Annotated in this window: 24 protein-coding genes; 14 read left to right on the top strand and 10 right to left on the bottom strand. The window is 69.5% G+C overall.

Annotation, left to right across the window (positions count from 1 at the left end):
* Positions 1 to 39 precede the first annotated feature (39 nt).
* Complete coding sequence (locus tag LUX31_RS20320; RefSeq protein WP_235476212.1) at positions 40 to 1,554, bottom strand: APC family permease; 1,515 nt, start codon at positions 1,552 to 1,554, stop codon at positions 40 to 42.
* Positions 1,555 to 1,708: 154 nt separating this feature from the next.
* Between LUX31_RS20320 and LUX31_RS20315 the strand changes: the two genes are divergently transcribed.
* Both LUX31_RS20315 and eutC read left to right on the top strand, forming a co-directional pair.
* Positions 1,709 to 3,103 (top strand): ethanolamine ammonia-lyase subunit EutB, encoded by a 1,395-nt coding sequence (locus LUX31_RS20315; RefSeq protein WP_235476211.1) that lies wholly within the window; start codon positions 1,709 to 1,711, stop codon positions 3,101 to 3,103.
* Positions 3,100 to 3,909 carry an ethanolamine ammonia-lyase subunit EutC gene (gene eutC, locus LUX31_RS20310; protein ID WP_235476210.1) on the top strand — a complete coding sequence of 270 codons (810 nt, stop codon included), beginning with the start codon at positions 3,100 to 3,102 and terminating at the stop codon, positions 3,907 to 3,909. Before LUX31_RS20315 ends, eutC begins: the two co-directional genes overlap by 4 nt.
* A 208-nt stretch (positions 3,910 to 4,117) precedes the next feature.
* On the opposite strand, the gene LUX31_RS20305 is transcribed toward eutC, so the two are convergent.
* Positions 4,118 to 4,999: a diacylglycerol kinase gene (locus LUX31_RS20305; protein ID WP_235476209.1), complete on the bottom strand. Its 882-nt coding sequence runs from the start codon at positions 4,997 to 4,999 to the stop codon at positions 4,118 to 4,120.
* 195 nt (positions 5,000 to 5,194) lie between these two features.
* On the opposite strand from LUX31_RS20305, the gene LUX31_RS20300 reads away from it, so the two are divergent.
* A complete protein-coding gene (locus tag LUX31_RS20300) occupies positions 5,195 to 6,478 on the top strand; it encodes an adenylosuccinate synthase (protein ID WP_235476208.1) in 1,284 nt (427 codons plus the stop codon).
* A gap of 76 nt (positions 6,479 to 6,554) precedes the next feature.
* On the opposite strand, the gene LUX31_RS20295 is transcribed toward LUX31_RS20300, so the two are convergent.
* Entirely contained in the window at positions 6,555 to 7,160 is a 606-nt protein-coding gene (locus tag LUX31_RS20295; protein ID WP_235476207.1) for a Uma2 family endonuclease, read from the bottom strand.
* Between the two features lie 75 nt (positions 7,161 to 7,235).
* Positions 7,236 to 9,245: an Ig-like domain repeat protein gene (locus LUX31_RS20290; protein ID WP_235476206.1), complete on the bottom strand. Its 2,010-nt coding sequence runs from the start codon at positions 9,243 to 9,245 to the stop codon at positions 7,236 to 7,238.
* A gap of 255 nt (positions 9,246 to 9,500) precedes the next feature.
* On the opposite strand from LUX31_RS20290, the gene LUX31_RS20285 reads away from it, so the two are divergent.
* From LUX31_RS20285 to LUX31_RS20260, 6 genes are all read left to right on the top strand, one after another.
* Positions 9,501 to 11,345 (top strand): bifunctional metallophosphatase/5'-nucleotidase, encoded by a 1,845-nt coding sequence (locus LUX31_RS20285; protein ID WP_235476205.1) that lies wholly within the window; start codon positions 9,501 to 9,503, stop codon positions 11,343 to 11,345.
* Positions 11,346 to 11,486: 141 nt separating this feature from the next.
* Positions 11,487 to 12,392 (top strand): hypothetical protein, encoded by a 906-nt coding sequence (locus tag LUX31_RS20280; RefSeq protein WP_235476204.1) that lies wholly within the window; start codon positions 11,487 to 11,489, stop codon positions 12,390 to 12,392.
* A gap of 16 nt (positions 12,393 to 12,408) precedes the next feature.
* Positions 12,409 to 13,074 carry a hypothetical protein gene (locus tag LUX31_RS20275; protein ID WP_235476203.1) on the top strand — a complete coding sequence of 222 codons (666 nt, stop codon included), beginning with the start codon at positions 12,409 to 12,411 and terminating at the stop codon, positions 13,072 to 13,074.
* A 263-nt stretch (positions 13,075 to 13,337) separates the two neighbouring features.
* A complete protein-coding gene (locus LUX31_RS20270) occupies positions 13,338 to 13,724 on the top strand; it encodes a hypothetical protein (RefSeq protein ID WP_235476202.1) in 387 nt (128 codons plus the stop codon).
* 251 nt (positions 13,725 to 13,975) lie between these two features.
* Positions 13,976 to 15,970 carry a protein kinase domain-containing protein gene (locus LUX31_RS20265; protein ID WP_235476201.1) on the top strand — a complete coding sequence of 665 codons (1,995 nt, stop codon included), beginning with the start codon at positions 13,976 to 13,978 and terminating at the stop codon, positions 15,968 to 15,970.
* A gap of 48 nt (positions 15,971 to 16,018) precedes the next feature.
* Positions 16,019 to 16,915 (top strand): helix-turn-helix transcriptional regulator, encoded by an 897-nt coding sequence (locus LUX31_RS20260; protein ID WP_235476200.1) that lies wholly within the window; start codon positions 16,019 to 16,021, stop codon positions 16,913 to 16,915.
* On the opposite strand, the gene LUX31_RS20255 is transcribed toward LUX31_RS20260, so the two are convergent.
* From LUX31_RS20255 to LUX31_RS20245, 3 genes are all read right to left on the bottom strand, one after another.
* Complete coding sequence (locus LUX31_RS20255; RefSeq protein WP_235476199.1) at positions 16,898 to 17,698, bottom strand: hypothetical protein; 801 nt, start codon at positions 17,696 to 17,698, stop codon at positions 16,898 to 16,900. The two genes, LUX31_RS20260 and LUX31_RS20255, sit on opposite strands and share 18 nt — an antisense overlap.
* A 99-nt stretch (positions 17,699 to 17,797) precedes the next feature.
* A complete protein-coding gene (locus tag LUX31_RS20250; protein WP_235476198.1) occupies positions 17,798 to 18,052 on the bottom strand; it encodes a DUF397 domain-containing protein in 255 nt (84 codons plus the stop codon).
* A complete protein-coding gene (locus LUX31_RS20245) occupies positions 18,049 to 18,885 on the bottom strand; it encodes a helix-turn-helix domain-containing protein (protein ID WP_235476197.1) in 837 nt (278 codons plus the stop codon). The genes LUX31_RS20250 and LUX31_RS20245 overlap by 4 nt, the downstream gene beginning before the upstream one ends.
* Positions 18,886 to 19,009: 124 nt before the next feature.
* Between LUX31_RS20245 and LUX31_RS20240 the strand changes: the two genes are divergently transcribed.
* From LUX31_RS20240 to LUX31_RS20220, 5 genes are all read left to right on the top strand, one after another.
* Positions 19,010 to 19,462, top strand: a complete 453-nt coding sequence (locus LUX31_RS20240) for a hypothetical protein (RefSeq protein WP_235476196.1) — start codon at positions 19,010 to 19,012, stop codon at positions 19,460 to 19,462.
* Between the two features lie 161 nt (positions 19,463 to 19,623).
* On the top strand, positions 19,624 to 20,505 hold the full coding sequence (locus tag LUX31_RS20235; protein WP_235476195.1) for a hypothetical protein: 882 nt from the start codon (positions 19,624 to 19,626) through the stop codon (positions 20,503 to 20,505).
* A 123-nt stretch (positions 20,506 to 20,628) separates the two neighbouring features.
* Positions 20,629 to 20,892, top strand: a complete 264-nt coding sequence (locus LUX31_RS20230) for a hypothetical protein (protein WP_235476194.1) — start codon at positions 20,629 to 20,631, stop codon at positions 20,890 to 20,892.
* Positions 20,889 to 21,329: a hypothetical protein gene (locus LUX31_RS20225; RefSeq protein ID WP_235476193.1), complete on the top strand. Its 441-nt coding sequence runs from the start codon at positions 20,889 to 20,891 to the stop codon at positions 21,327 to 21,329. The genes LUX31_RS20230 and LUX31_RS20225 overlap by 4 nt, the downstream gene beginning before the upstream one ends.
* A 133-nt stretch (positions 21,330 to 21,462) precedes the next feature.
* Positions 21,463 to 21,753 carry a DUF3303 family protein gene (locus LUX31_RS20220; protein WP_235476192.1) on the top strand — a complete coding sequence of 97 codons (291 nt, stop codon included), beginning with the start codon at positions 21,463 to 21,465 and terminating at the stop codon, positions 21,751 to 21,753.
* A gap of 8 nt (positions 21,754 to 21,761) precedes the next feature.
* On the opposite strand, the gene LUX31_RS20215 is transcribed toward LUX31_RS20220, so the two are convergent.
* The 3 genes from LUX31_RS20215 to LUX31_RS20205 form a co-directional block, all read right to left on the bottom strand.
* The gene (locus tag LUX31_RS20215; protein WP_235476191.1) at positions 21,762 to 22,412 is read right to left on the bottom strand and encodes a hypothetical protein; all 651 of its coding nucleotides are present in this window, start codon (positions 22,410 to 22,412) and stop codon (positions 21,762 to 21,764) included.
* 154 nt (positions 22,413 to 22,566) lie between these two features.
* Entirely contained in the window at positions 22,567 to 25,002 is a 2,436-nt protein-coding gene (locus tag LUX31_RS20210) for a glycosyltransferase (protein ID WP_235476190.1), read from the bottom strand.
* Entirely contained in the window at positions 24,999 to 25,892 is an 894-nt protein-coding gene (locus LUX31_RS20205) for a GntR family transcriptional regulator (protein WP_235476189.1), read from the bottom strand. The genes LUX31_RS20210 and LUX31_RS20205 overlap by 4 nt, the downstream gene beginning before the upstream one ends.
* Positions 25,893 to 25,898: the final 6 nt, after the last annotated feature.

The raw sequence follows: 25,898 nt of genomic DNA, 5'->3' as shown, positions 1-25,898 counted from the left end.
CCCCAGCGACGGTAATGCGACGGCGCCCCCAGCGGAGCGCTACCGCTCCTTGGTCTCCTCAAGGACCGTCCGGCCCAGCAGCGCGTACCGCTCGGGGGAGCGGCGCTTGAGGTACTGGGCGTAGCCCATGCCGCCCAGCGCGATCAGCGCGACGATCCACGGCGTCGCCTTCAGCAGCAGCGAACCGGACTCCGCGCCCGCCGCGACGCCCATGTTGGACACCAGCAGCACCACCACCGCGAGCATCGCGACGCCGCCGACGAGCGGGGCCGTGAAGGTCTTGAACCAGTGGCGGCTCTCGGGGTGGTTCTTGCGGAAGTAGGCGAGGACCGCGAAGGAGCAGACGGCCTGGACGACGAGGATCGCCATGGTGCCGAGGATGGCCAGCAGGACGTAGAGGGCGTTGTACGGGTCCTTGCCCGCGATCCAGAACGCGGCGATCAGTACGCCGCTCACGATCGTCTGCACCAGGCCCGCGATGTGCGGGGAGCCGTGCCTGGCGTGGGTGCGGCCGACGGTGTTCTTCAGCGAGGGGAGGACGCCCTCGCGGCCCAGGGCGTACATGTAGCGGGCGGCGCAGTTGTGGAAGGCCATGCCGCAGGCGAGCGAGCCGGTGATCATCAGCCACTGCATGACGTCGACGGCCCAGGCGCCCACGTACTGCTCGGTGGGGGCGAAGAAGAGGGCGAGCGGGTTGGCGGTGGCGACCTCCACGGCCTTCGACTCGCCCGTGCCCGAGATGGCCATCCAGGAGACGAAGACGTAGAAGATGCCAACGCCGAGGACCGAGATCATCGTCGCCTTGGGGATGATCTTCTTCGGGTTGCGGGACTCCTCGCCGTACATCGCCGTCGACTCGAAGCCGACCCACGACCAGAAGGCGAAGAACAGCCCCAGGCCGGCGCTGGTCCCCGAGAACGCGTTGACCGGGTTGACCGGGTCGAGGCTGAAGCCCTCCGGGCCGCCGCCGTGCAGGGCGACCGAGATCGCCATCGCCGCGAGGATCGTCACCTCGGTGGCCAGGAGCACGACGAGCACCTTCTCGGCGACGCTGACGCCGAACCAGGTGCCGACCGCGTTGATGGCCAGCATCAGGAACGCGAACGCCCACCACGGAACGGCAACTCCCGTCTGGTCCTCCAGGGTTGTCGTCGCGAAGACCGAGAAGATGCCGATGAGCGCCGGCTCGAAGACGGCGTACGCGAAGGTCGCCAGGAGCCCCGAGGCGAGACCGACGGTGCGGCCGAGGCCGTAGGAGATGAAGCCGTAGAAGGCGCCGGTGGAGGTGATGTGCTTCGCCATCGACGTGAAGCCGACGGAAAAGATCGCCAGGACGACCATTGCGACGAGGTAGCTCGCCGGGGCGCCGATGCCGTTGCCGGCCGACACCATGAAGGGCACGTTGCCCGTCATCGCGGTGATCGGCGCGGCGGTCGCGACGGCCATGAAGACCACGCCGAGGAGACCGATGGCGTTCGGCTTCAGCCGGTGAACTGTGCCCTCGTCGCCCGTACTTCTGTCTGCCGCCGGGGCTACGCCCTCATCCACTGCCATCGGGTGGCCCCTTCCTGACTGTTCCTGGTTGTGCTGTCGATGGGGTGGAACTCTGTATCCCGAATAAGTCGGTCAAGGGTGTCCGTGCGTTAAATGTTTGTCAACCAGACCTTTAGAAATCTGACGGCAACACGCGCCTCCTACCGTCGCCGACATGAGCACGTACACAGCCACTCTCGGCGGCCACAGCTACCGCTTCGACTCCCTCGCGCGTCTGCTCGCCGCCGCGAGCCCCGAGCGCTCCGGCGACCGGCTGGCCGGCCTCGCCGCGGACTCCGCGCAGGAACGGGTCGCGGCGCGCTGGGCGCTGGCGGACGTGCCGTTGGCTCGGTTTCTCGCCGAGCCGGTGATTCCGTACGAGGACGACGACGTGACCCGGCTGATCGTGGACACGCACGACCTGGCCGCCTTCGCGCCGGTGGCCGGGCTGACGGTCGGCGGGTTCCGGGAGTGGCTGCTGTCGGAGGCGGCGGACGCTCAGGCGCTGGCCGCGGTGTCGCCCGGGCTCACGCCCGAGATGGTGGCGGCGGTGTCCAAGCTGATGGGGAACGCGGACCTGGTCGCGGTGGCACGGAAGGTGGAGGTGGTGACTGCCTTCCGCTCGACGATCGGCCTCCCGGGCCGGTTGGCCACCCGCCTCCAGCCCAACCACCCGACGGACGACCCGGCGGGTGTCGCGGCCGCGCTCCTGGACGGCCTCCTGCTCGGCTCGGGCGACGCGGTGATCGGCATCAACCCGGCGACGGACAGCCCGAAGGCGGTGAGGGACCTACTGGAGTTGCTGGACGGAGTCATCCAGCGATACGCGATCCCGACGCAGTCGTGCGTGCTGTGCCATGTCACGACGAGTGTGGACCTGATGGAGCGCGGGGCGCCGGTTGACCTGGTGTTCCAGTCGATAGCCGGTACGCAGGCCGCGAACGCGTCCTTCGGCGTGACCCTGGGCCTGCTGGACGAGGCGCACGCGGCGGCGGGGGAGCTGAAGCGGGGCACGGTCGGACAGAACGCGCTCTACTTCGAGACCGGACAGGGCAGCGCGCTCTCCGCCGACGCGCACCACGGGGTGGACCAGCAGACGGTGGAGGCACGGGCGTACGCGGTGGCCCGCCGCTACGACCCCCTGCTGGTGAACACGGTGGTGGGCTTCATAGGCCCCGAGTACCTCTACGACGGCCGCCAGATCCTCCGCGCCGCCCTGGAGGACCACTTCTGCGGCAAGCTGCTCGGCCTGCCCATGGGCCTGGACATCTGCTACACGAACCACGCCGACGCGGACGACGACGACATCGCCACGATGCTGACGATGCTGGGAGTCGCGGGCGCGTCCTTCGTGATCTGCACCCCGGGCGGCGACGACATCATGCTCAACTACCAATCCGCCTCGTACCACGACGCGTTGTACCTCCGCGAGGTCCTGGGGCTGCGCCCGGCACCGGAGTTCGAGGCATGGCTGGACGGCATCGGGCTGCTGGACGAGCGGGGCGCGATCAGGGATGTCTCGGGTACGGCACATCCGCTGACGGCGATCGGAAAGGAGCTGGCAGCATGACGGAGCGTCAAGTGACCCCAGTCGCGGACGACTTGCCCATGTGGGCGGCTCTACGTCGGCACACGCAGGCCAGGATCGGCCTGGGCCGCGCGGGCTCGGCGCTCCCCACGCGCCACCGCCTCGAACTCCAGGCCGCGCATGCCGCCGCCCGGGACGCGGTGCACTCGCCCTTCGATCCGGAGACGGTCGCGGCCGGCCTGACAGGCGAACCGACGGTACGGGTACGCAGTGCCGCCGGCGACCGGCTCACCTACCTCCAGCGCCCCGACCTGGGGCGCCGTCTCGACGACATCGACCGTGCCCACCTCCCCGGCGGGGACTGGGACGTGGTGTTCGTCGTGGCCGACGGGCTGTCCAGCCGGGCGGTGCACGAACACGCGGCGCCGATGGTGCGGGCGACGACGGCACTGCTGGACCCGGCTCTGCGGGTCGCCCCGGTGATCCTGGCCGAGCAGGCCAGGGTGGCCCTCGGTGACGACGTGGCCCACGCCATGGGCGCCACGATGGTGGTCGTCCTGATCGGTGAACGCCCCGGCATGTCGGCGGCGGACTCCCTGGGCGCGTATCTGACGTACGCCCCGCGCCCCGGCACGACCACGGACGCGGACCGGAACTGCCTGTCCAACATCAGGCCGCCGCTGGGCCTGACGTACGAGACGGCGGCGGCGAAGTTGGCGGGGTTGATAGGGCGGGCGCGGGAGCTGGGGCTGACGGGGGTGGGGCTGAAGGACGAGCTGATCTCGCCCCCGCCGCCCCTACCCGTCCCATCCCTGGGGGCTGCGCCCCCAGACCCCCCTTCGGCCTGAACGGCCTCGTCCTCAAACGCCGGACGGGCTGGAGGGTGGTGGCAGGCGGGTGGGTGGGAAAGTCGCGCTGAACGCGCTCGTCCTCAAACGCCGGACGGGCTGGTATGTCAGCCCCTCCGGCGTTTGAGGAGCGGGGGTTCGGGGGCGGAGCCCCCGAGGATGGGACGGGTAGGGGCGGCGGGGGCGAGAAAAGCCACCCCCACCCCCCTCACCCCGGCAACGTCAACCCCCAAGCCCCCTCCCGCACCACCCACACCCGCCTCCGCACCGGCCCCGACACCACCCCCGCATCCGCCCGGTACCGGAAATCCGCCCCCGACACCGTCACCCGCCGCCCCACCGCCCCCAGCGGAGACGCCTCCGCGCCCACCGACACCGGCCGGACCTCCACCCGCGCGCCCCCGGCCTCCCCGGGGGTCAGCGTCACCGCCTCCACGGGCTGGTTCAGGTCCACGAGGGTCACCCCGTCCACCTCGACGCGGAGGCGTGACGGGCCGGGGCCGGGTACCGGAGTCACCCGTGCGCCCCGGGCCGGCCGTGCCGCCAGGGTCCGTACCAGTGACTGGCACGTCCGCAGCCAGGGGTGAGCGTGAGCCGAAGCATCCGCCTCCGCACCGACCACCACCTCACCGGCGCCAGCCGGTCCCCGTATCGCAGGAATCCGTACCGCCCCCACCACCACCCCGTCGCTGTCGTCGACGAGCAGGTCCAGGCGGCGTTCCGCGCCCTCCAGGACCGCCCTCGCCGCCGCCACCGCGCCCGTGGGGACGCCGAGGGAGCGGGTCAGGGAGAGGACTCCGGCCGCGCCCACCGGGACGACGGACAGCGCACATCCGGCCAGTTCCCGTTGCCGGTGGAGGAGGGCCACCGTACGGAGCAGGGCCCTGTCGTCGCCGATCACCACCGGCCGGCGCGAGCCCCTCCTCGACAGGGCCCGGGCGAATTCCTCGGGGCCGTCCGGGAGGCACACTTTTGTGGTCGCACCCGCGCTGAGCACGTCTTTCGCGATTCGTACAGACTCGCCGTCCGTCCGCCGGGCGACCGGGTCGATGACCACGAGGAGCTGGTCGGAAGTCGCCACCTCGGTCATGCCTCGCTTCCTCGGGTAGCATCTTTGTGCAAGAGCCCCTTGCGCTATTGCGCCAGGGGCTTCGTCTATTCCGGGGCATCCGGGTCCGACGGGTTGCGGCCGATGAGGGTCGCCGGTGTACGAGGCATGAGCCGAGAGCTCAGTCACGTACGCCCCTGGCCTTGGACATGCCCCGCCCGGAAGGGGTGTACGCGCGTGCCCGCACTTGTGCTGCTCGGTGCTCAGTGGGGTGACGAAGGCAAGGGGAAGGCCACGGACCTGCTTGGTGGGTCTGTGGACTATGTGGTGCGCTACCAGGGCGGCAACAACGCCGGCCACACGGTAGTCGTGGGCGATCAGAAGTACGCCCTGCACCTCCTCCCTTCCGGAATCCTCACACCTGAATGCACACCCGTCATCGGCAACGGCGTCGTCGTCGACCCGTCGGTCCTGTTCTCCGAGCTGAACGGGCTGAACGAGCGAGGCGTCGACACGTCCAAGCTCCTGATCAGCGGTAACGCTCACATCATCACCCCGTACAACGTCACCGTGGACAAGGTGACGGAACGCTTCCTCGGGAAGCGGAAGATCGGGACGACCGGGCGCGGTATCGGCCCGACCTACGCCGACAAGATCAACCGTGTCGGTATCCGCGTCCAGGACCTCTACGACGAGTCGATCCTCACGCAGAAGGTCGAGGCGGCGCTGGACGGCAAGAACCAGCTCCTCACCAAGGTCTTCAACCGGCGGGCCATCGAGGCGGAGCAGATCGTCGCGGAGCTGCTGACGTACGCGGACCGGCTCAAGCCTTACGTCGCCGACACCGTCCTGGTCCTCAACAAGGCCCTCGACGACAACAAGGTGGTCCTCTTCGAGGGCGGCCAGGGCACGCTCCTGGACATCGACCACGGGACCTACCCCTTCGTCACGTCCTCCAACCCCACCGCCGGTGGCGCGTGCACGGGCTCGGGCGTCGGCCCGACGAAGATCAGCCGGGTCATCGGCATCCTCAAGGCGTACACGACCCGTGTCGGTGCCGGGCCCTTCCCGACCGAGCTGTTCGACGCGGACGGCGACGCGCTGCGCCGCATCGGCGGCGAGCGGGGTGTGACGACGGGGCGTGACCGTCGCTGCGGCTGGTTCGACGCCGTCATCGCGCGGTACGCGACCCGGGTCAACGGCCTGACCGACTTCTTCCTCACCAAGCTCGACGTCCTCACCGGCTGGGAGGAGATCCCGGTCTGCGTGGCGTACGAGATCGACGGCAAGCGGGTCGAGGAACTCCCGTACTCCCAGAGCGACTTCCACCACGCGAAGCCGATCTACGAGACCCTCCCCGGCTGGTCGGAGGACATCACCAAGGCGAAGTCCTTCTCCGACCTCCCGAAGAACGCCCAGGCGTACGTGAAGGCGCTGGAGGAGATGTCCGGCGCCCCGATCTCGGCGATCGGCGTCGGCCCGGGCCGCACGGAGACGATCGAGGTCAACTCGTTCATCTAGGGCGGAAGAACAGAGGAACGGCTGAGGGGCACCCCGTCCGACGGGGTGCCCCTCAGCCGTTCAGTCGCTTCCGGGGTCAGTCCTCGTCCGGAGGGGCCTGGAATCCCGCGGTGTCGAGTTCGCAGCCGAAGGGGTCGGGGATGTAGAGCTTCTCCCCGAACGGCTTGGTGAGACGGGACTTGTAGCCGTGCTCATACGGCTCCAGGAACAGGCTGGCCTCTTCCTCCTGCATGTCGAGGACCAGGTAGACGGGGACGCCTGCCTTCGCGTAGACCTCCACCTTGTCGGTCAGATCGTCGGTCCGGGTGGAAGGGGAGGTCAGCTCGGCGACGAAGGAGAGACCTTCCCCGTCCAGACGGTTGCTGGTGCTCCGACGGGTACGCCGGTGGGCGGCGTGGATGTCGGGGCCGTAGGCACGTTCGGCGCCCGGGAACACGTACAACAAGGGGCCCCAGCTGATGCGGTGCCCCTCGGGCAGATAAGGGCGCAACTGGTCGCAGACCAGATCCATTACGTCGGCGTAGTACGCCTTCGACCACGGCGACACGACGATGTTCCCCTTGATGATCTCGGCCTTGTAGCCGTCCGGCAGGTCGAGCTGGTCGAGGGCGTCGAGCAAGCCCTCGAAGCTGGGGGGTTCCGTGCCGCTTATCGTGATCGGTCGCTCTGTCATCAACGTCATGATGCGCCTTTCACCTGAGACAAGCCAGCTGCCACTCAGCGTAGTCAATCGCGCACTGAGTGGCAGCTGTTCTTCTCACTTGGTGAAGATGAAGTACTTCCACGCCCCGTGCGTCGTCGTGTTCACGTTGTCGCCCGAGGTCCCGTCGATGTACGACGAGCGGATGCGGAAGCGGTAGCCGATGTCGTGGGCGCCGCCCAGTTCCACGCGGGAGACGCCGGCCGAGTCCAGGGCGAAGTACTGCGAGCCGCCGTCGTACCAGGCGCCCTCGTAGAAGAACTCGATCTGCAGGCGCTGCTCGCGGTTCGGGTACGCCGTCATGGACGTGGTGAACAGCGGGTTCGTGGCCTGGTGGAAGTAGGCGTACGTCTGGCCGTACACCTTCTTGTTCTTGTACTGGCGGCTGATCGTCGTCGACACCTTGACCTTGGTGTAGACCGTGCTGGCCACCGACTTGGGCGCGTAGCGCGCGTCGCCCGTGAACCGTGCCGTCAGGCGGGTGTCGCGGGTGAGCTTGTAGTTGGCCGAGAAGTCGCCGTTCTTGTTGACCGTGCCGGCCTTGACCAGCTTGTTGGGCGCGGAGCCGTACGGGTCGGCCCAGATCTCGACCTTGCGGTTCTTGTACGTCTTGCCGAGGTGCGCCGTGAACTTGACGCTCTTCGCGAAGTCGTACGTCTTCTTGTTGTTGGAGAGGCGGATCGTGGTCGCCGCGCGCGAGACGTCGACCGCGTCCGAGCCGCTGCTCGCCAGATGGTTGGCGTCGCCCGCGTACGACAGCGTGTACGTCACCCTGCCGCCGACCGGCGGGCTGTTGGTGAAGGAGTACGTGCCGTTCGACGCGACCGTCGCCGTGCCGATCTTCCGGCCGTTCGGGTTCTCCAGGTCCTTGCGGGTGATCGTCAGCTTGGCGCCGGCGGGGAGCGCCACCTTGCTGGTGATCTTGCCCTTGACCGTCAGCTTCTTCGCCCGCGCGGACTTGGTCGGGGCGGTGACGGAGATGCTGGTGACGGCCTTCGTCGGGTTGTTCAGGATGCGCAGCTCGTACACGCCCTGGTTGTTCGTCGTCACCGCGAAGAGGCGGGACCTGTCCGGTGCCCAGCCGAGGCCCGCCGGCTGGAGGACGGGGGCGGAGCCGTTCGTGTTCGGGAAGTCGTAGTCCCGGACCGAGGTCTTGCCGCCCGGCTTGTAGACGTAGATGTCCGTGCCGTTGTACTGCTGCTCGGCGCCCGCGGCGACGGTGCCGTCGGGGGCGACGGCGACCGCGTCGCCGTAGTCCCGGGTGGTGTACTTGCCGTCCGCCGTCAGGTCGGAGGTCTTGTACACCGCGTGGTACGACGGCTGCTGGGAGGCCACGACGACCTGCTTGCCGTCCGGCGTGACCGCGAGGTCCCGCAGGAGGGCGCCTTCGACGGTCGCGCGCGCGGTGACGCTTGCGGCGCCCGACTGGACGTCGTACACGCCCAGTTGGTTCGTGCCGCCGTACGGCAGGCCCGCGACCAGCGTGTTCGAACCGGGCGCCGCGTCCAGGACGGGAGCGGCGGTCCAGGGCTTGGCCGCGTCGCCGTCCAGGGTGACCTTGTGCTCTGCGTCGGCCAGGTCGACCGAGCCGATGTTGCCGGTGCCGCTGTCGTCGCTGCTGCCGTCGGTGCCGTACCCGAACCACAGCTTGCCGCCCGCGAGGGCCACGTACCGGGGATCGACGTCACCCGTCGCGTACCGGGCCGACTCCGTCGCCGTGGCCGTGTCGATGGCGAAGATCGCGTCGCCGGTGTCGCCGACGCCGTCGGGCACGGCCGCGTACAGCGTGCCGGAGTCGGCCGACAGCTCCAGGCCCTTGACGCCGTTCAGGCCGGACACTTCGCGGACGAAGTTGCCCTTGTAGTCCGTGACGAGGATCCGGTCGCTGGCCGAGTCGCTGACGAAGACCCGCTGGTGGACGCCGTCCACAACGATGTCACCGAAGGAGACGATGCCCAGGTCCCGCTGGTCGTCCGCCATGGCCGTACCCGCGACGCCGGTCGTGAGCGCGACGGAACCGAATGTGAGTGCGACCGCGAGCGCGGTCGAGAGAGTGCGTCTGTGCACGATGGTTTCGAACCCCCCGGTACGAAAGTGCCCCTGAAGCGGGGCCACTTGGTCTCTGTGTAGAGCCAGTGAAGAGAAGCGTAGGTCACACCACTGACACAAGGTTCACAGGGGGTTAACGGGACTGGTGGGGGCCCCGGTTTTCGTTGGAATTGACCGGGACATGGCCTGTCATGGCCTGTTCTTGGTTCCTGGGCGACGGGTGTGCCGCCACGCTCTACGCGTGTAGCCACCCGACTGCTCAGGAGTTCCCCCATGTCCATCTCGCCCATGAACCGCCGTGAGTTCGTGCAGAAGTCGGCCGTCACCGGCGCGGCTGTCGCCGTCGTGGGAGCGGCCGGCGCCGGTACCGCCGAGGCCGCCCAGCACCAGCCCGCCCAGCACCAGCCCGCCGGGCACAAGCCCGCCAAGCGCCCGAAGACCTGGACCTTCTCCATCCTGGGCACGACCGACCTGCACAGCCATGTCTTCGACTGGGACTACTACCTGGACAAGGCCTACTCCGACACGAAGGGCAACTCCGTCGGTGTCGCCCGGGTCGCCACGCTCATCAGGCAGCAGCGGGAGGCGAAGGGCGAGGAGCGCGTCCTGCTCGTCGACGCCGGCGACATCATCCAGGGCACCTCCCTCGCCTACTACTTCGCGCGCGTGCGGCCCATCACCGACAAGGGCGCCCCGAAGCACCCGATGGCCGTCGCCATGAACCACATGCGCTACGACGCCGCCGCCCTCGGCAACCACGAGTTCAACTACGGCATCGAGGTCCTCCGGAAGTTCGAGAGCCAGTGTCACTTCCCGTTGCTGGGCGCGAACGCGCTCGACGCGAAGACGCTGAAGCCCGCCTTCCCGCCGTACACCGTGAAGCGGATCCGCGTGCCCGGCGCCCCGGACATCAAGGTCGGCATCCTCGGGCTCACCAACCCGGGCATCGCCCTCTGGGACAAGGACAACGTCAGCGGAAAGATGGTCTTCCCGGGCCTGGTGGAGCAGGCGAAGAAGTACGTGCCCCGGCTGCGCGCGCTCGGCTGTGACGTCGTCTTCCTGACCGACCACTCCGGGCTCGACGGTTCCTCGTCCTACGGCGACGAGCTGCCGTACGTCGAGAACGCCTCGAACCTCGTCGCCCAGCAGGTCCCCGGCATCGACGCGATCCTGGTCGGCCACACCCACGTCGAGGTGCCCTCGTACACCGTGAAGAACGACGAGACCGGCGAGGACGTGCTGCTGTCCGAGCCGTACTGCTGGGGCTACCGGCTCAGCGTCTTCGACTTCGAGCTGGAACTCGTGCGCGGGCAGTGGAAGGTCACCAAGAAGACCGCGCAGACCCTCAACCCCAACACGGTGGACGAGGACCCGGAGATCAGGAAGCTCCTGGAGGCCGACCACGAGCTGGTCGTGAAGTACGTCAACACGGCTGTGGGCACCTGCACTCAGGATCTCTCCGCCGCCGAGTCCTGCTGGAAGGACGTCCCGATCATGGACTTCATCCACCAGGTCCAGATGGACACCGTCAAGGCGGGGCTGTCGACGTCCGATGCCGCCCTGCCGCTCATCTCGGTCGCCGCGCCCTTCTCCCGCACCGCCGACATCCCGGCCGGCAGCGTCACCATCAAGGACATCGCCGGGCTCTACATCTACGACAACACCCTGTACGGCAAGAAGTTGACGGGTACTCAGCTGAAGGACTACCTGGAGTTCGCGGCGAAGTACTACCACCAGGTCCCGGTGGGCACGGCAGTTGACACGGCCACCCTCACCAACGCCAACAGCTTCTGGGACTACATGTACGACACCGCCGCGGGCGTCTCGTACGACATCGACATCGCGGCGGCCGAGGGCTCCCGCATCAAGAACCTGACCTACAACGGGACTTCGGTCGCCGACGACCAGGTGTTCGTCGTCGCCGTCAACAACTACCGAGCGAACGGCGGCAGCGGCTATCCGCACATCGCCGCCGCCGACATCGCGTACAGCTCCACCAACGAGATCCGCCAGCTGATGATCGACTACGTGACGTCGAAGGGGAGTCTGAACCCCGCCGACTTCGCGGTCACCAACTGGAAGCTGACGCAGGGCGGGACGGCGGTGTTCGCCGACTGACCGGTCGGGACCGGATCCCGCTGGGGTTTCCGGTCCCTCCGCCCCCTAAAGAAACGCTTGCGTTTCGATCGAGATCCCCGTAGCTTGTCGGTACGAAACCGTTTCGTATCGATGGCTGATGGGTGAGTGGTGATGACGGCGATGGCGACCTCTCCCGTGTTCCTGGCTGTCGCGCTCTCCCTCGTCTCCGCGCTCTGCTACGCCACGGCCGCCGTGGTCCAGGAGCGGACCGCCGCCGGAACGCCGGGTCTGCGGGGCGCGCTCGTCCGCGCCTCGTGGTGGTGGGCGGTCCTGCTCAGCGCCGCCGGCGCGCTGCTGCACGTGGTCGCCCTCCGCTACGGCCCCCTGAGCCTGGTGCAGCCGCTCGGCGTGCTGACCCTGGTCGTGGCGGTACCGCTCGGCTCACTGGCCGCCCGCCGCCGGACCTCGGGCACCCAGTGGTCCGGCATGGCCCTCACACTCGTCGGCCTGACCGCCCTGCTGACGGTCACGGCCTCGGGCGGTACGCCGGACAGCGCGCTGAGCGGCACCGAGGTGCTGGTGGTGGCGCTCGCCGCCGTCACGCTCATCGGGGTGCTCGTACGCCTGACCACGGGCCGCTCCTCCCTGGCGGGCCTCGGCTTCGCGGCGGCCTCGGGCATCGCCTCCGGAGTCGGCTCGACGCTGGCCCAGAAGCTCGCCGTCGGACCGACGCTGTCGTGGAGCGCGGCGGGGATCGCGATCCTGACCGTCGCCTTCGCGGCGGGCGGGCTGCTGCTGGCCCAGAAGGCGTACGGCAGCGGCCTCGGCGGCCCCCTCGCCCTGCTGACCCTCGTCAACCCGGTCGCCGCGTCGGCCATCGGCGTCACCCTGCTCGGCGAGGGCTTCCAGTACGGCACGACGGGCACCCTGCTCGCGATCGCCGGCGCGATGGCGGCGGGCCGGGGCGTGGTCCTGCTGAGCCGCCCGCAGCCCGAGCGCCAGTACGAGCGTCCGGCCCGCTCCGACGTTCCCGTACCTCACCCGCTACCCACCCGGATGCTGACCGGCACGAGCCGTGCGGCCTGAAATGGAGAACAGCAAGATGACGACGATCCTGACGTCAATAGCCGCGATGCCCACGCTTCGGCCGCGCACCCGGACGACCGTACGCGCGGCCGAACTGGTCGACGTACCCGCGGTGGTACGCATGATCGTGGCGCCCACGCCCTCGGACGACTGGGAGCAGACACAGAGCGCGATGCGGCTGGTGCTGGCCCACTACGCCCTGGAGGAGGGCCGTATCTGGGTGGCCGAGCGTGCGGAGGGCGGTCTCCTGGCCGCGGCCGTCTGGCTGCCGCCCGGCGTCGGCGCCGAGCCCCCCGACACCCGCTTCAGCAGCCTCCTCGCCCGCGAACTCGCCACCGGCCCGCAGGACCTGCCGGTCCCGCCGATGTGGCTGAAGGACGCGGGCCCCGAGATCCCGCACTGGAAGGTGGTCATCGTCGGCACCCTGGACGACACGACCGCCTGGGACCACACCGTGGCCGCGGACCTGCTGATCCCGGGCCTGCGAGCGGTCGACGCCGAGGCGGCGACGGCCGTCGCCCTCATGATGTCCCCCCGCCATGCGGACCAACTGCGGCCCCTGGGCTTCCGCAGGCCCCGAGAGGTCCACTTCATGCCGGGGGCGAGCGCTTGGCTGACGACTCGCCGCCCCGCAGGGGCCATGGCGGGTGTGGAGGGCATGGACATGGCCAGGGCCGCCTAGGTCTCCTCCCGGGCCACCGGCGCTTCCACTTCGGATCCCGCACGATCCACGACCAGGTCAGGACCCATCGCTTCATGCGATCGCCCGACCGCCCCCTTGCCCAGGTGGGCGACATCTGGCTGCATGGGAAACGCACCAGCCTTGAACCAGCCGACGGACTCCTCGTCCTCCTCGTCACATGCGGCGACGGGAAACCACTGTGGATCACAGAGTCCGAAGGAGTTCCGGATTGAGTTCCGCAGGAAGTACGGGGAAGGGTGTCCGTGGATCCCATCGCACCTGAGTTGCTGATGGCCCTCGCCGGAGGTACGGCGGGAGCCGCCGGGCAGCAGATCTGGGCGTCGCTGCGGGACCTGGTCCGGCGTCGGCCGTCGGGCGAAGAGCCGTGCGGCGAGGGCGAGTTGACGTCCCTCGCCGATGCCGCCGACAGTCCGACGCGGGCCCGGGAACTGGCCGACGTACTCGCCCTGCGCGCCCGGCAGGACCCGGACTTCGCCCGGGCGCTCGACACCTGGCGCCGGGAGGCGGAGGCCCTGGAGGGCACGTCGACCGGAGCGGGTGATGTGCACAACGAGGTCTCCGGGGGCACGATCCAGGGGCCCGTGGTGCAGGCTCGGGACATCAACGGGCCCTTGCACTTCGGCAGTTAGCCGAGCCAGAGGGCCGGGTGGTACCGCTGTTCCTACCCGGGCGACTGGCGGCTGCCGTGTTTCCTGGAGGATGATCAGGCACGCGTGAGATGGTGGCGCCGCCCTCCTCGCGGCCGGGCCCCGCAGCGCCGCAGACCTCGAACGAACCGGGCATCCACCCAACCTCCGGGGACTCGTCACGCTCCTCAACAAGCCGTGAACGAGGGGACGTTGGGCGTGTGGTTGGCGAAGCAGAGAAAAGGAAACCCACGGTGTCCGACACAGGACGGCTGATCGCCGGCCGTTACCGCATCCTCGACCGGATCGGCCGGGGCGGCATGGCCACCGTCTGGCGCGCCCACGACGACCTCCTCGACCGCCAGGTCGCCGTCAAGAAGCTCCACCCCCAGCCGCAGCTCGACGCCGACGAACTCGCCACCCTCTTCGAGCGCACCCGCCGCGAGGCCCGCAGCGCCGCCCGGATCAGCCATCCCAATGTCGTGATCGTCCACGACGTCGTGGACGACGAGGGCCTCCCCGTCATCGTCATGGAGTACGTGCCGTCCACCACCTTCGCCGACCTGATCAAGGCGCAGGGTCCGGTCCCGCTCGGCGAGGTCGCCAGGGTCGGCCGTGGGGTGATCGCCGCGCTGCGGGCGGCGCACCGGGCCGGGATCCTGCACCGGGACGTGAAGCCGGCCAACGTGCTGCTCGCCCAGACCGGCCGGGTGGTCCTCACCGACTTCGGCATCGCCCAGGCCACCGAGACGTCCAACCTCACCCGCACCGGCCAGCTGGTGGGCTCGGTCGACTTCATGGCCCCCGAGCGCCTGGTCGGCGCCAAGCCGGGCCCGGAGGCCGACCTGTGGGCACTGGGCGCGACGCTCTACCAGGCGATCGACGGCCACTCGCCGTACCTCCGCAACACGGTGGCGGAGACGATGTACGCCATCGCCATGGAACCGCCTCCCGAGGTACGCGGCGCCGGGCCGCTCACCCCGCTGATCAAGGGCCTGCTCGCCGCCAAACCGGCCGAGCGGCTGTCGGCGGAGGACGCGGAGCGCCTCCTGCGGACAACGGACGTCAACCCGCGACGAATACGGCGAGTGGGCCACGCGACGCCGCCGCCTGCGGGCGGTGTGGTGCCCGCTGCCGCTCCGGCTCCGGCTGCTGCGGTGGCGAAGCCGGAACCGGGTTCGGAGTTGGCCCTGAGGTCGCAAGCGGCTCCGAGTCCCATGTCGGCCCCCGGTTCGGAGCTGGTCCCGAGTCCGAGGCCGAAGCCGGAACTGGAACCGGAACCTAGTGCGGAGCTGGTCCCAAGTCCGCAGCCCGCTCCGAAGCCGGAACCGAAGTCGGGGAACAGGGCAAGCGAGGCATCTGCTGCGGACCCGGCGGCAGCGGCAGCGGCAGCGCCGGCAGCCGAACGCCCGAAGCCGTCGGCGACGACCGACCCGCAGGCGTCGCAGCCCTCCGGCCGAACGGGCCGTAAGCGCGGAAAGGGCCGAACGCCTCGAACGGGCCGTCCGAAACAGCTGATCGCGCTCGCCGCGGTGGTCGTCACGACGGTGCTGATCACGATCGCGTTCGTCGTCGACACGACGACGGAGAAGAACGCCGGCGGCGCCACGACGTCGACCGACCCGCTCCCGGCCGGCGGCATCACGTCATCGCGGTCCGCGGGCACGCCCACAGCTTCTCCCACCGGCTCCCCGTCACCGAGCCCCACGAACTCGGGCGCCAAGTCGCCGACCGCGCGCAACCCGTCGCAGGAGTCGACGCCCCAGGCCGGCCAACAAGGGGACCCCGACACGGAATCCGGGGACGAGGACGCGTCCACGAACAGCGGATCCGGCTCGTCGGTCGGCGCCCCGGACACCGACTCGTCGGTCGCCCCGACCGGCCACACCCTGGTGGTCCCCGCCACGGAGAAGTGTCTGAGCGGCGGTGCCGGGACCGAGGGGATACAGCTGGTCCACGTCACGTGCGACGGCTCCACGGGGCAGCAGTGGCTCATCGGATCGGACGGGACCTTCCGGGCACTGGGGAAGTGCATGACCGTGGCCGGAGGGTCGAGCGAGGACCGGACCGAGATCCAGCTGACCGGGTGCAGCGGCGACTCCAGCCAGCGATTCCACTTCTCCGGTACACAGTTGCTGGCTGATCAGTCCCAGAAATGCGTCACCGTCTTCGGGGGCACGAGCGGAACGGTGGTGGTCCTCTGGGAATGCGACGACGGCTGGGACAACCAGATCTGGACGATCCGATGACACGGAAAGCTTCGTGTCGTCCAGGGCCTCTGCACGACGATGACCCGCATGGCAGCGATGAACCACTTCGGCATGACTCTGCGCGGCTGGCGTGAGCGGATGTCACCGCTGGACAGCGGGCTGGAGGCCGACGGGGAGCGACGCATACCCGGACTGCGCCGCGAGGAACTGGCCCGTATGGCAGGCCTGTCGGTCGACTACGTGGTGCGGCTGGAACAGGGCCGCGCCCGCAACCCCTCGGCCCAGGTGGTCACCGCCCTGGCCAGAGCACTGCGTCTCGACCCGCCCGAGCGTGACCATCTGTTCCGCTGCGCCGGCCTCGCACCGCTCTCGGCCGGGAACGTCTCCAGGGACATACCCGTGAGCGTGCAGCGACTTGTCCAGCAGCAGGGAGACATTCCCGCCGCGGTCTTCGCCGCCGACTGGACGATCATCGGCTGGAACAGGATGTGGACGGCAGCGCTCGGCCATCCCAGCGCGTACGGCTGGGACGAGGACAATCTCGTCTCCGGGATGTTCCGGGCGGGCAACGCACAAGGCCGGGACCCGATAGCGGCCTGGCCCGTCCGGTCGCTGAAGAGCAACGAAGCACAGGAGGAGGACCTCGTCGCCGACCTGCGTGTGACGGCGGCGGCCCACCCCCACGACGAACGTCTGACCGCCCTGGTCGAAGGCCTGCTCCGAACCAACCCCCACTTCGCCCGCCTGTGGCTCAACGGCACGGCCGGCCCCTACGCCGGCGACCGCAAGACCATCGAGCACCCCCTGGTGGGCCCCATCGCCTTGGACGTCGACGCCCTGATACCCGCAGGCACCGACCTCAGGATCATCACGTACGTGGCCGCACCCGAAACCACCGACGCGGAGAAGCTGGACGCTCTGCGTGCGTCCTGCGATCTGCCGCGATACGGACTGGCCCGTCCTGATTCAGAGACCGAAGGTTAGGCGCGGGTCGGCCAGGTCGCGTCGGCACCGCTCCAGCCGCTGGGCCTTGATCCAGGCGGTGACGGTGAGTTCCAGCCGTTCGAAGAGCCGGTGCAGATAGCGGGTGGAGATGTGGTGCGCGGCGGCGATACGGTCCGGCGCCAGCCGCGGGTCGCCGAGATGGTCCAGGACGTACTCCTGGATACGGCACAGCAGCACCGGAGTTGCCGCAGTTCCCGCAGTTCCTTCAGCGGCTGCCCGGTGGTCGTCGCCGAGCAGGGTCCGGACCAGGTCAGTCACCACCATGCCCAGCCGCAGCTCGTCGGAGGGCCGGTACGGGGTCGCGTCCTGCGCCAGGCCCGCCAGGAACTCCGCGGCCAGCGCGGCGAGCGCGCCACCGGACGAGCCGGCCGAGAGGGTGGGCGACAGGGTCTGTGGCAGGTGCGCGGTGACCACCGCGTTGTACGGCGCTGCCAGCCGCATCCGGAACGGCCGGGCGGTGTCCAGCAGCACCATGCCCCCGGGCTCGGCCCACGCGGTACGCCCGGCCTGGTCGAGGTCCAGCTCGCCGCTCAGCACGAGCGCGAGGTGATACCGGGGATACAGGGCCACGCGCTCGCCGTACGGTCCGGTGTCCCGTATCTCCACCGCCGGGCAGTGCGCCACGGACACCCGCACGGCGCCCAGCTCCCGCATCCAGCACACCGCACGGAACCGCTTGCCCAATTCGGCGCGTGTGCTGACCTGTTGCCCGTACAGCCCGGTCAGCACCTCCGCCCATGACTCCACACCCATCACACGCATCGGTGTCCCCCTGGATGGCCGAGTACCTATGAGACCAGGGATAACCAATGTGCATAAACGTCCGATAGACGCGGGGCCCGCATGGGCCCGCCAGGGAACCTAGGGAATCAACGGGAGGAACGCGCCCCACGCCTCGCCGGTCACCGTGAGGTTCGGGCCGGTCGGGTTCTTGGAGTCGCGGATGTGTATCGCGGTGGTGGGGGTGTGTGGGCAGGGGGCGATCTCCACGCAGTTGCCGCCGCCGTCGTCGCTGTACGTCGACTTGCGCCAGGTGTAGGCGACTTCGACGCAGTTGCCGCCACTGCTGTCGCTGTAGCTGGACTTGATCCACCGCAGTGCACCGGCGTTGCTCATGGTTCCTCTCCTGCCAGCTTCTCGATGAGGCCGAGTGAGTCGTCGGGACTCAGAGCCTGTGATCGGATCTTCGCATAGCGGTGCGCGAGTTGGGCCACCTCGGGCGGATCGCTGACTAGGAGGCCCTGGTCCTCGATCTCCAAGTAGATGACGTGGTCGTGGTCTTCGGTGACCAGAAGTTTCATGGAGCCACAGGCGCCTGCGTGCGAGCCGCGCAGCCCGCGGTCCGTCGGGAGCACTTGCAGACACACATTTTCCCGCTGCGCGTCCTCGGCGAGCGAGCTCATCTGCTCGCGCATGATCTCCCGGCTGCCGAACGGCCGCCGCAGCACGCCCTCTTCGAGGATCAGCTCGATCATCGGGGCGGAGTCACGGTCGAAGAGAGCACGCCGCGCGAGCCGCGCCTCGACGAGTTCCTCCCGCTTCTGGTCGGAGACGGCCGGAAAGCCGCCCCGGATGAGGGCCTGGGCGTACGCCTCGGTCTGGAAGAGCCCGTCGATGACGAAGGTCTCGTACGAGGAGACGGTGACCGCCCCGGCCTCCAGCCCCGCAACACCCCGGAATCGAGCCGGATACTTCTCCAGCAGCATCCACTTCCGCGCCTTCTCAAACACCCCCAGCCCGTTCCCCAGTACCTCCTCCAACTTGACGAGCATCTTGTCGCTGGCGGGCTGCGCGCACGTCTCCATCGCGCTGATCGCCGACGCCGTGTAGCCGATCAACTTGCCCAACTCCTCCTGTGTGAGCCCCGCTTGCTCACGCAGGGCCTTCGCGAGGGCGGCGACCATACGTGCCGTACCGCCCGCTTCCATCCTGTTCTCCGAACTCGCCATCCGGTCACTCCCGAACTCAACCGAACTCAACTGGTCACCACCGGCCCGCGTCGATTTCCGACAGCTACGCACCCTCGACACAGAGTTATGGAAGAAGCTAGCTCCGGCTGCCGAAACTGTCTCCATGAACACGGAAAGTGACGAGGTAAACCTCGACGAACCCCCACTCGACCCGGAAGTCTCGGAGGACTCGGAGATCCCCGACTGGGTCCCCTCCACCGGCATCCAACTCCGCAAGGCGGGCGTCCAGTTCGACGCGATCCGCCTGGACGGCGACGAGGGCAGAGCGGTCGCGGACCGGCTGGCGCGGATGACCGGCGGGGCGCCGGGGCCGGTCGTGGAGGAGGCGAGCGGGAGTCGTGCCGTCTACTTCCTCGTACCCGTGGGTGCGACGACCCGGCGGATCTGGCCACCCGGCGTCATCAGTCTCGCGTCCGGGCCGAGCTGCGTCGCGTACATCCCCGTACCCGCCCTCAACGGGCAGACGTGGCCGCTGACTTGGCGTTATCGGCCGACGGGGAGAGATCACCTCGTACACGCGTTGCTCTTGAAGGCGGCGCTTCACCCCGAAGAGTGAAGAACGCGAACTTCCGCCCGGGAAAAGGCTGTTCGGCTTGCGTTCGTCGCTCTGCGTGCCCTTAGAGTCACGGCAACAAAGAACACCCCCGCGGTGCGCCAACACCCGGGGGCTCGGCACGAGGAGCGCCAGCTCCAAACGCGAACAACTGGAGCTCCTGCATGCGCATTCATCGTACGACGCCCACGCGCGCCTTTTCCGTCTTCTCCAACGCCCTTCTCCGCGACCGGAGTCTCTCCTGGTGCGCGGTAGGCGTACTGACGTACCTCCTGAGCCTTCCGAACGGCGCCCGCGCCACCATCCGCACCCTTGCCGAGCAGCGCAAGGAAGGGCGGGCCCGGATCGCCGCCGCCCTGCATGAGCTGGAGGAATCCCGGTATCTGCGGCGGGTGGTGCGGAAGGACGAGGAGTCCGGGCAACTCTCCACCGTGTACGAGGTGTTCGACACTCCGTACGACGACGAGCCCCCTACGGGTGAATCCGAAGAAGTCCAGAACCTGGCCTCCGGCGAGTCGCGATCCGGGGCTTCGGGCGCTCTCCCTTCGGGAGAAAAGACCAGGGAAGAAGAACCTCCCTCCCCGCCGTCGCCCGGCGAGGCGGCGGCCGAGCCCGAGGCTCCGCCGGGTGAGCCCGAGGCTCCGCCGGGTGAGCCCGAGGCTCCGCCGGGTGAGCGCACCGCGCTCGCCGCGCGGTTGCTCGGGTCGCTGGCCCGTATCGAGCCCCGGCTCGAACTCGGTGCCGATGACGCGTTGCGGCTCGCGCCGCTGGTCGAGGAGTGGTGGGCCGCCGGGGCGAGCAGCGCCCAGGTGCGTGCCGCCCTGACGCAGGGGCTGCCCCGGCCGCTGTACTCGCCGCGCGCCATCATCGAGGACCGGCTGACCCGCAAACGTCCGGTCGCGCCCGCCGCTGAACCGGCCGGACCCGTCACGACCGTCGAGATCCGCAAGCCCGGTGCGGCCGGCGGCTACCGCGAGGCCGCGCGGCGCGGCGGCGCCGAGGTCCGCGCACTGCTGCTGCAGAGGCGGCGGCCCGCGTCCGCGTAGGCACCCACAGACTCCCGGCCATGCGTCCGCGCGGCCGGGCAACCCAATCGGAAGGAACCGGGAAACAGGATGACCGCATTGCTAGAGCGGCCCGAGACGGTATACCGGCGGTATACTTGCGTCATGGCTGACACCACCGTCAAGGTCGACCCCGCCGTCCGCGACCGCCTCATGGTGCTCGCCCGCGAACGCGGGATGACCATGCGTGACCTGATCGCCGAGCTGGCGGGGGCCACGCCCACCCAGGAAGAGCTGCGGAAGCGGTACGAGGAGACCAAGGCGTACTGCGAGACGCACTTCGGCGTCACCCTCACCGACGAGGACCATGACCGGGTCGAGAAGATCTGGCAGGACCTGGAGGCCGGGCGGGAGGTCGAGAGCCTGTGAGTGCCGACAAGGACAAGAGGGCGGGGCGGCCTGGACCCCCCGGATCGACCGGTGTCGTCTTCGACGAGTCGGCGCTGCTGGCCCTCGGGTCGGGCAACTCGCTCGCCTCGCAGTTCGTCTCGAACACCGAGCACGGGCCCACCCGGCATGTGTACGTGCCCGCGCTCTGTCTGGCCGCCGCCGACGGCATGCGCAAGGGGCTGGCCGAGCACATCGGCGCCCTGCCCGCCGTGGAGATCGTCGAGCTGGACTTCGCGGGTGCGTCGACCGTGGGCGCGCTGCTGCGTGACGGGGTCGAGTGGCGGCTCGGTCACGCGGTGCACCTGTCCCGGCCGACGGTGGACTGGCCCGACGGCCGGCGCGTACTGACCGTCGACCCCGATCTGTACGCGGACATGCCCCTCGTACGGACCCTCAGGCTGCCGCGTCAGCGGTAGCTCCCGGCAGAGGCCCGCGCCCGGAAACACGGGCGTGGGCCTCGAACGTGTGCGCGCCAACCTCCCCCAACAGGAATAGGCTGGAAACGCGACAAACACACCCAGAGCTCCACGTCAGGAGAAGGTGAGTGCTATGCGCGTCATGCTCAAGGCGCAGTTCGACACCGAGAAGAGCAACGAGGCCATACGCAGCGGCAAGCTTCCCGAGCTGATGAAGGAAACCCTCGACCAGCTCAAGCCGGAGGCGGCCTACTTCGGTCCCGAGGACGGTTGCCGGACCTGCTGGCTGGTCCTCGACATGCAGGACAGCTCCGAACTCCCGCCCACCGCCGAGCCGTTCTTCACGCAGTTCAACGCGAAGCTCACGTTCACCCCCATCATGAACGCCGAGGACCTGCAGACGGGCCTCTCCCGCATCCGCTGATCCGGTGATCAGCTGAAGACGATCATCGAACCCTGCGCCAGACTCCGCGTCGCCGCCGCGTTCAGGCCCAGCCACACATGCCGCTCCCGCGCGAACGGGCTCGCGTCGAAGGGCGCCGGTGCCGCCGGTTCCTCCAGGGACGTGGGGGTCGGCGGCGGGGCCGGGGCCAGCGGGGGGTTCGCCGGGTCGATGCCGATCGACGGGGCCACGAACTCCAGTTCCCGCAGCAGGGTCTGGGACGAGCCCAACGGGCCGCCGCCTTCGAGGAGTTCGTCGCTCGTCAGGGGGTGCGGGAAGTCCACGGGGACGTACGCCCCCGCGTGGTCGTAGTGCCAGACCAGGTGCGACTGCTGGGCGGTCGCCTCGAACATCTCCAGCAACTGCTCGTAGTCGCCGCCCAGTTCGCCCACCGGCGTCACCGGCAGACCGCACACCTGGAGGAGATACGCGCGGCGCAGGAAGTGCAGCGCGTCGTAGTCGAAGCCCGCGATGGGGGCCACGTCGCCGGACAGGCCGGGCATGTACGAGTACACCGGCACCGGCGGCAGTCCCGCCTCGCCCAGCACCTTGTCGTAGAGGGCGAGTTCCTCGGCGAAGGGATTGTCGGGGGTGTGACACAGCACGTCGACGAGTGGGACCAGCCACAGGTCACAGGCCAAAGGAGCACTCCTCGCATCGTCATAGGCGTCCGGGCCCTGAGGCCTCTGGGCGTCAGGGAAGCGTAGTGGGTCGTCGGGTGGTCAAGCCCCTGTGTGATGGGCCAGACACCGGCAGGAACCGGTCACCAGGCCGCCCCGTGACCCGGTCACCGGGTCATGCCCCGTCGTGCAGGTCCCACACCCACACCCCGCCCGTCCACTTCCCCGGCTTCCCCGTCAGCTGTTCCAGCGTCTCCCGCAGCACCCCGTCGTTGCCCTGCGGGGCCAGCACCAGCACGCCCGCCTTCCAGAACGCGAAGTCCTTCTTGGCCTGCGCCCGCCAGTTGTCGCCGATGGTCGGCGCGACGCCGTTGTAGCGGACGTCACGCAGCATGTTGGAGGTGAAGCGCGGCGAGGCGCCGTAGATGCCGACGCGGTCGTCGCCGTACGGGCCGTTGAAGTAGCCGCCCGGCAGCTTGAAGCCGAGGCCGGCCGCCGTCTGCCAGTGCAGCGCCTCCGCGTTGCCGGGATCGGGCAACGGCACCGGGACCAGCGACTCGCCCTTCCCCACGTACGACTTCCACATGCCGTCCGCGATGAACGGCGGCACGTCCACGCGCTCCACCGACTTCAGCGGCGCCGGGACGATCGGCAGCACCGCCAGGACGACCGCCAGCGTGCCGAAGTACTGCGTGGACAGACGGGGGGTGGCCGCCAGGCGCTCCACCGCGATGGCCAGCAGCATGCCCAGCGCCGGTGCGCAGATCATCGCCACCCGGCCCTCGATCACCGACTCGAACAGGGGCTTCTTGGCGAGCAGTGCCCACGGGCCCGGCAGCACGGTGTCGGTGAGCGGGATACGGAACTTCGGCCCGAGGGAGAGGAACGCCGCGGCCACCGCCGTGAACGCCAGCGCCTTCACCGCCGGGCGCTCCCACAGCCGTACGACGATCGCGAAGGCCAGGGCGACCAGCGGCCAGCCGTAGAAGGCGTTCTGCTCTGTCGGGTTGAGGGAGAGGGCGTTGGCCCTGTCCTCGTTGCCCGCGATCAGGGAGCGCTCGGCGAAGGAGAGCAGCGCCATCGGGCTGTTGCCCGCGTTGTCGCCGTGCAGCACGCTGTGGTAGCTCTGCGGGCCGAAGAACTGCCAGTAGAGGGGGATCGCGACGATTGGCAAGCAGACCGCCGCGCCGATCGACAAACCCCGCAGCAGCGAGCGCCAGGCCGTCCTCGCCACATCCCGGCGTACGACGGCGTACGCGAGGGCGAAGAGCACCATCCCCATCGCCGCCAGCAGCAGCGGCTCCTCGCCCAGGAAGATCTGGTACGCCGCCATCAGGCCCAGGATCACGCCGTTGCGGCGCACCCGCTCGCCCTCGCACAGCCTCAGCGCGCGGTCGATGATCAGCGGCATCATGAAGAGGATGACGAAGTTCGGGTGCGCGTTGGCGTGGCTGATCATCGGGGGTGCGAAGGTCGCCAGGGTCGCGCCGGCGAAGGCCGCGCCCCGTTGCCGTACGACCCTTTTCACGATCAGCCAGTACCAGGCCGTCGCCGTCACCGCGAGGCCCAGTGTCATCACCAGGGCCAGGGAGATCGCGGGTCCCGCGAGGAGCGTGATCGGCGCGAAGGGGACCGACAGGCCCAGCATGACCGTGTTGGCCATGAGGTTCACGCCGTCGGGGAAGCCCTGGAGGTCGGTGAAGAGGGGGTTCTGGAAGTGGCTGATGTTGTGTGCCGTGACCGCGAAGAACCACTCCCACTGGTTCTGGTCCTGGAGCGAGTCGGGGAGGTAGCGGCCGTTCGGACCGGCCCAGCGGCCCGCGTACAAGGAGACGGCCATGAGGAGGAAGAGGGTGACGGCCAACAGGTCGGCCGGGCGGACCGCGCGTGCCTTGAGGGCCGTCAGTTCGGCGAGGACGCGGGCGTAGTCCAGGGGCCGTACCTTCGAGCCGGACTGGTGGGCCCAGCGGACCGGGATCTCGGCGACCGGCCAGTCGGCGCGGCGGAAGTGCTGGAGGACCTCGACGTCTATGCCCCAGCCGTTCAGGCGGGACGCGGCGAACGCCGTACGGGCGCGGTCGCCGTCGAACAGTTTGAAGCCGCACTGGGTGTCCCGTATGCCGGGGACGGCGACCCTGCGTATGAGGAGGTTGCCGGCCCGGCCGAGGAGTTCGCGCACCCGGTGCTGGTGGTGCTCGATCGTCGACCCGGGGACGGAACGGGAGCCGATCGCCGCCGCGTGGCCTTCGCCGAGCGCCTTGTCCAGGACCTCCAACTCCTCTATGGGAGCTGCCAGATCGGCGTCCGTGACCAGGACGCGGGCGCCGCGCGAGGCGGCCACCCCGAGGCGCAGGGCGTGGCCCTTGCCACGGTTGCGCGGGCTGGTGACGAGCTGCACCCGGGGGTCGGCGAGCGCGGTGACGAGGGCGCCGGTGCCGTCGGTGGAGCCGTCGTCGACGACCACCACCTCCCAGTCGCCCCAACGGCCCTCGTTCTCCCGGAGGTGGCCGGTGATGGCGTCGAGGGTGGGGCCGAGACGGGCTTCCTCGTTGTAGGCGGGGACGACGACGGTCAGGTCGAGGGTGGCCGTCGTACGGGTGGGAGCGCTCATTCGGCGGTGTCCCCGTTCCCCTCGTGTTCCTTTTCCCCGTCCTCTTTCCCGTCCTCCTCTGTGGTGAGGACGGTCTTTTCGGCGCCGAGGTTCGCCAGACCCTCGATGAGGGTGAGGGAGTGGGTGTCGTACGAGTCGACTATCCGGTGCGCGTCGGCGAGGTCGCGGCGGGTCAGCGCGTCGACGACCTCGGTGTGGTCGGACCACAGCCGGCCGCGCAGATCGCCGATCCGGCTCAGATGCTGCACCGCGCACACCCAGGACTGCACGCGCAGCCGGTGCAGGAAGTCGGTGAGGTACGGGTTGCCGAACAGGGCGCCGAGTTCGCGCCAGAAACGCAGGTCGTAGCCGATGAGGATGTTCAGTTCACCGGCGGTCGCGGCACGTCTGGCCTCCTCGCCCCGGCGGCGGACACCGGCGAGGGCGGCGGCGGCACGCGGGTCACCGGCGCGGACGAAGAAACCGCGCGGGCCGGGGCTGTCGGCGGCGAAACCACTCGGAGCGGTCCTCGCGGCACCGCCATCACTGCCCCCGATACTGCCCTCGATACTGCCCTCGGGGACAAGCGGCAGGCCCTTCGCGAGCCCGTGGAACATGCCGTCGGTGACCAGGCCGCGGGCCTCGATCATGCCCCGGAAGTCGGCGAGCGAGTACTCGTGCACACGGAAGCCGCGGTGCTGGTCGGCCTCCAGCAGGCCCTGGGCCGACAGATCGACCAGGGCCTCGCGCACGGGCGTGGCGGAGACGCCGTACTGCTCGGCGATCTCCTTGACCGTGAACTCCTGGCCGGGCTGGAGACGCCCGGCCAGCACCTCGTCGCGGAGGGCGTCCGCGATCTGCTGCCGCAGGGTGCTACGGGTCACGGCGCCGTTGCCGCTGCTGGCGGGCATGGTCGG

The sequence above is a fragment of the Streptomyces sp. GQFP genome (assembly GCF_021545335.1).
In the GTDB taxonomy this organism is placed as follows: Bacteria; Actinomycetota; Actinomycetes; order Streptomycetales; family Streptomycetaceae; genus Streptomyces.
The sequence above is the reverse complement of the archived record's forward strand: the minus strand, read 5'-3'. Positions and strand labels throughout refer to the sequence as shown.

Bases quoted from the DNA above. Each gene is read 5' to 3' on its own strand.
- LUX31_RS20295 (WP_235476207.1), bottom strand. From the start codon at position 7,160: ATGACGTTGATGACAGAGCGACCGATCACGATAAGCGGCACGGAACCC.
- LUX31_RS20220 (WP_235476192.1), top strand. From the start codon at position 21,463: ATGCGCGTCATGCTCAAGGCGCAGTTCGACACCGAGAAGAGCAACGAG.
- LUX31_RS20305 (WP_235476209.1), bottom strand. From the start codon at position 4,999: ATGACCGAGGTGGCGACTTCCGACCAGCTCCTCGTGGTCATCGACCCG.
- LUX31_RS20275 (WP_235476203.1), top strand. From the start codon at position 12,409: ATGACGACGATCCTGACGTCAATAGCCGCGATGCCCACGCTTCGGCCG.
- LUX31_RS20240 (WP_235476196.1), top strand. From the start codon at position 19,010: ATGAACACGGAAAGTGACGAGGTAAACCTCGACGAACCCCCACTCGAC.
- eutC (WP_235476210.1), top strand. From the start codon at position 3,100: ATGACGGAGCGTCAAGTGACCCCAGTCGCGGACGACTTGCCCATGTGG.
- LUX31_RS20245 (WP_235476197.1), bottom strand. From the start codon at position 18,885: ATGGCGAGTTCGGAGAACAGGATGGAAGCGGGCGGTACGGCACGTATG.
- LUX31_RS20230 (WP_235476194.1), top strand. From the start codon at position 20,629: ATGGCTGACACCACCGTCAAGGTCGACCCCGCCGTCCGCGACCGCCTC.
- LUX31_RS20235 (WP_235476195.1), top strand. From the start codon at position 19,624: ATGCGCATTCATCGTACGACGCCCACGCGCGCCTTTTCCGTCTTCTCC.
- LUX31_RS20315 (WP_235476211.1), top strand. From the start codon at position 1,709: ATGAGCACGTACACAGCCACTCTCGGCGGCCACAGCTACCGCTTCGAC.
- LUX31_RS20210 (WP_235476190.1), bottom strand. From the start codon at position 25,002: ATGAGCGCTCCCACCCGTACGACGGCCACCCTCGACCTGACCGTCGTC.
- LUX31_RS20260 (WP_235476200.1), top strand. From the start codon at position 16,019: ATGGCAGCGATGAACCACTTCGGCATGACTCTGCGCGGCTGGCGTGAG.
- LUX31_RS20255 (WP_235476199.1), bottom strand. From the start codon at position 17,698: ATGCGTGTGATGGGTGTGGAGTCATGGGCGGAGGTGCTGACCGGGCTG.
- LUX31_RS20250 (WP_235476198.1), bottom strand. From the start codon at position 18,052: ATGAGCAACGCCGGTGCACTGCGGTGGATCAAGTCCAGCTACAGCGAC.
- LUX31_RS20280 (WP_235476204.1), top strand. From the start codon at position 11,487: ATGGCGACCTCTCCCGTGTTCCTGGCTGTCGCGCTCTCCCTCGTCTCC.
- LUX31_RS20320 (WP_235476212.1), bottom strand. From the start codon at position 1,554: ATGGCAGTGGATGAGGGCGTAGCCCCGGCGGCAGACAGAAGTACGGGC.
- LUX31_RS20285 (WP_235476205.1), top strand. From the start codon at position 9,501: ATGTCCATCTCGCCCATGAACCGCCGTGAGTTCGTGCAGAAGTCGGCC.
- LUX31_RS20205 (WP_235476189.1), bottom strand. From the start codon at position 25,892: ATGCCCGCCAGCAGCGGCAACGGCGCCGTGACCCGTAGCACCCTGCGG.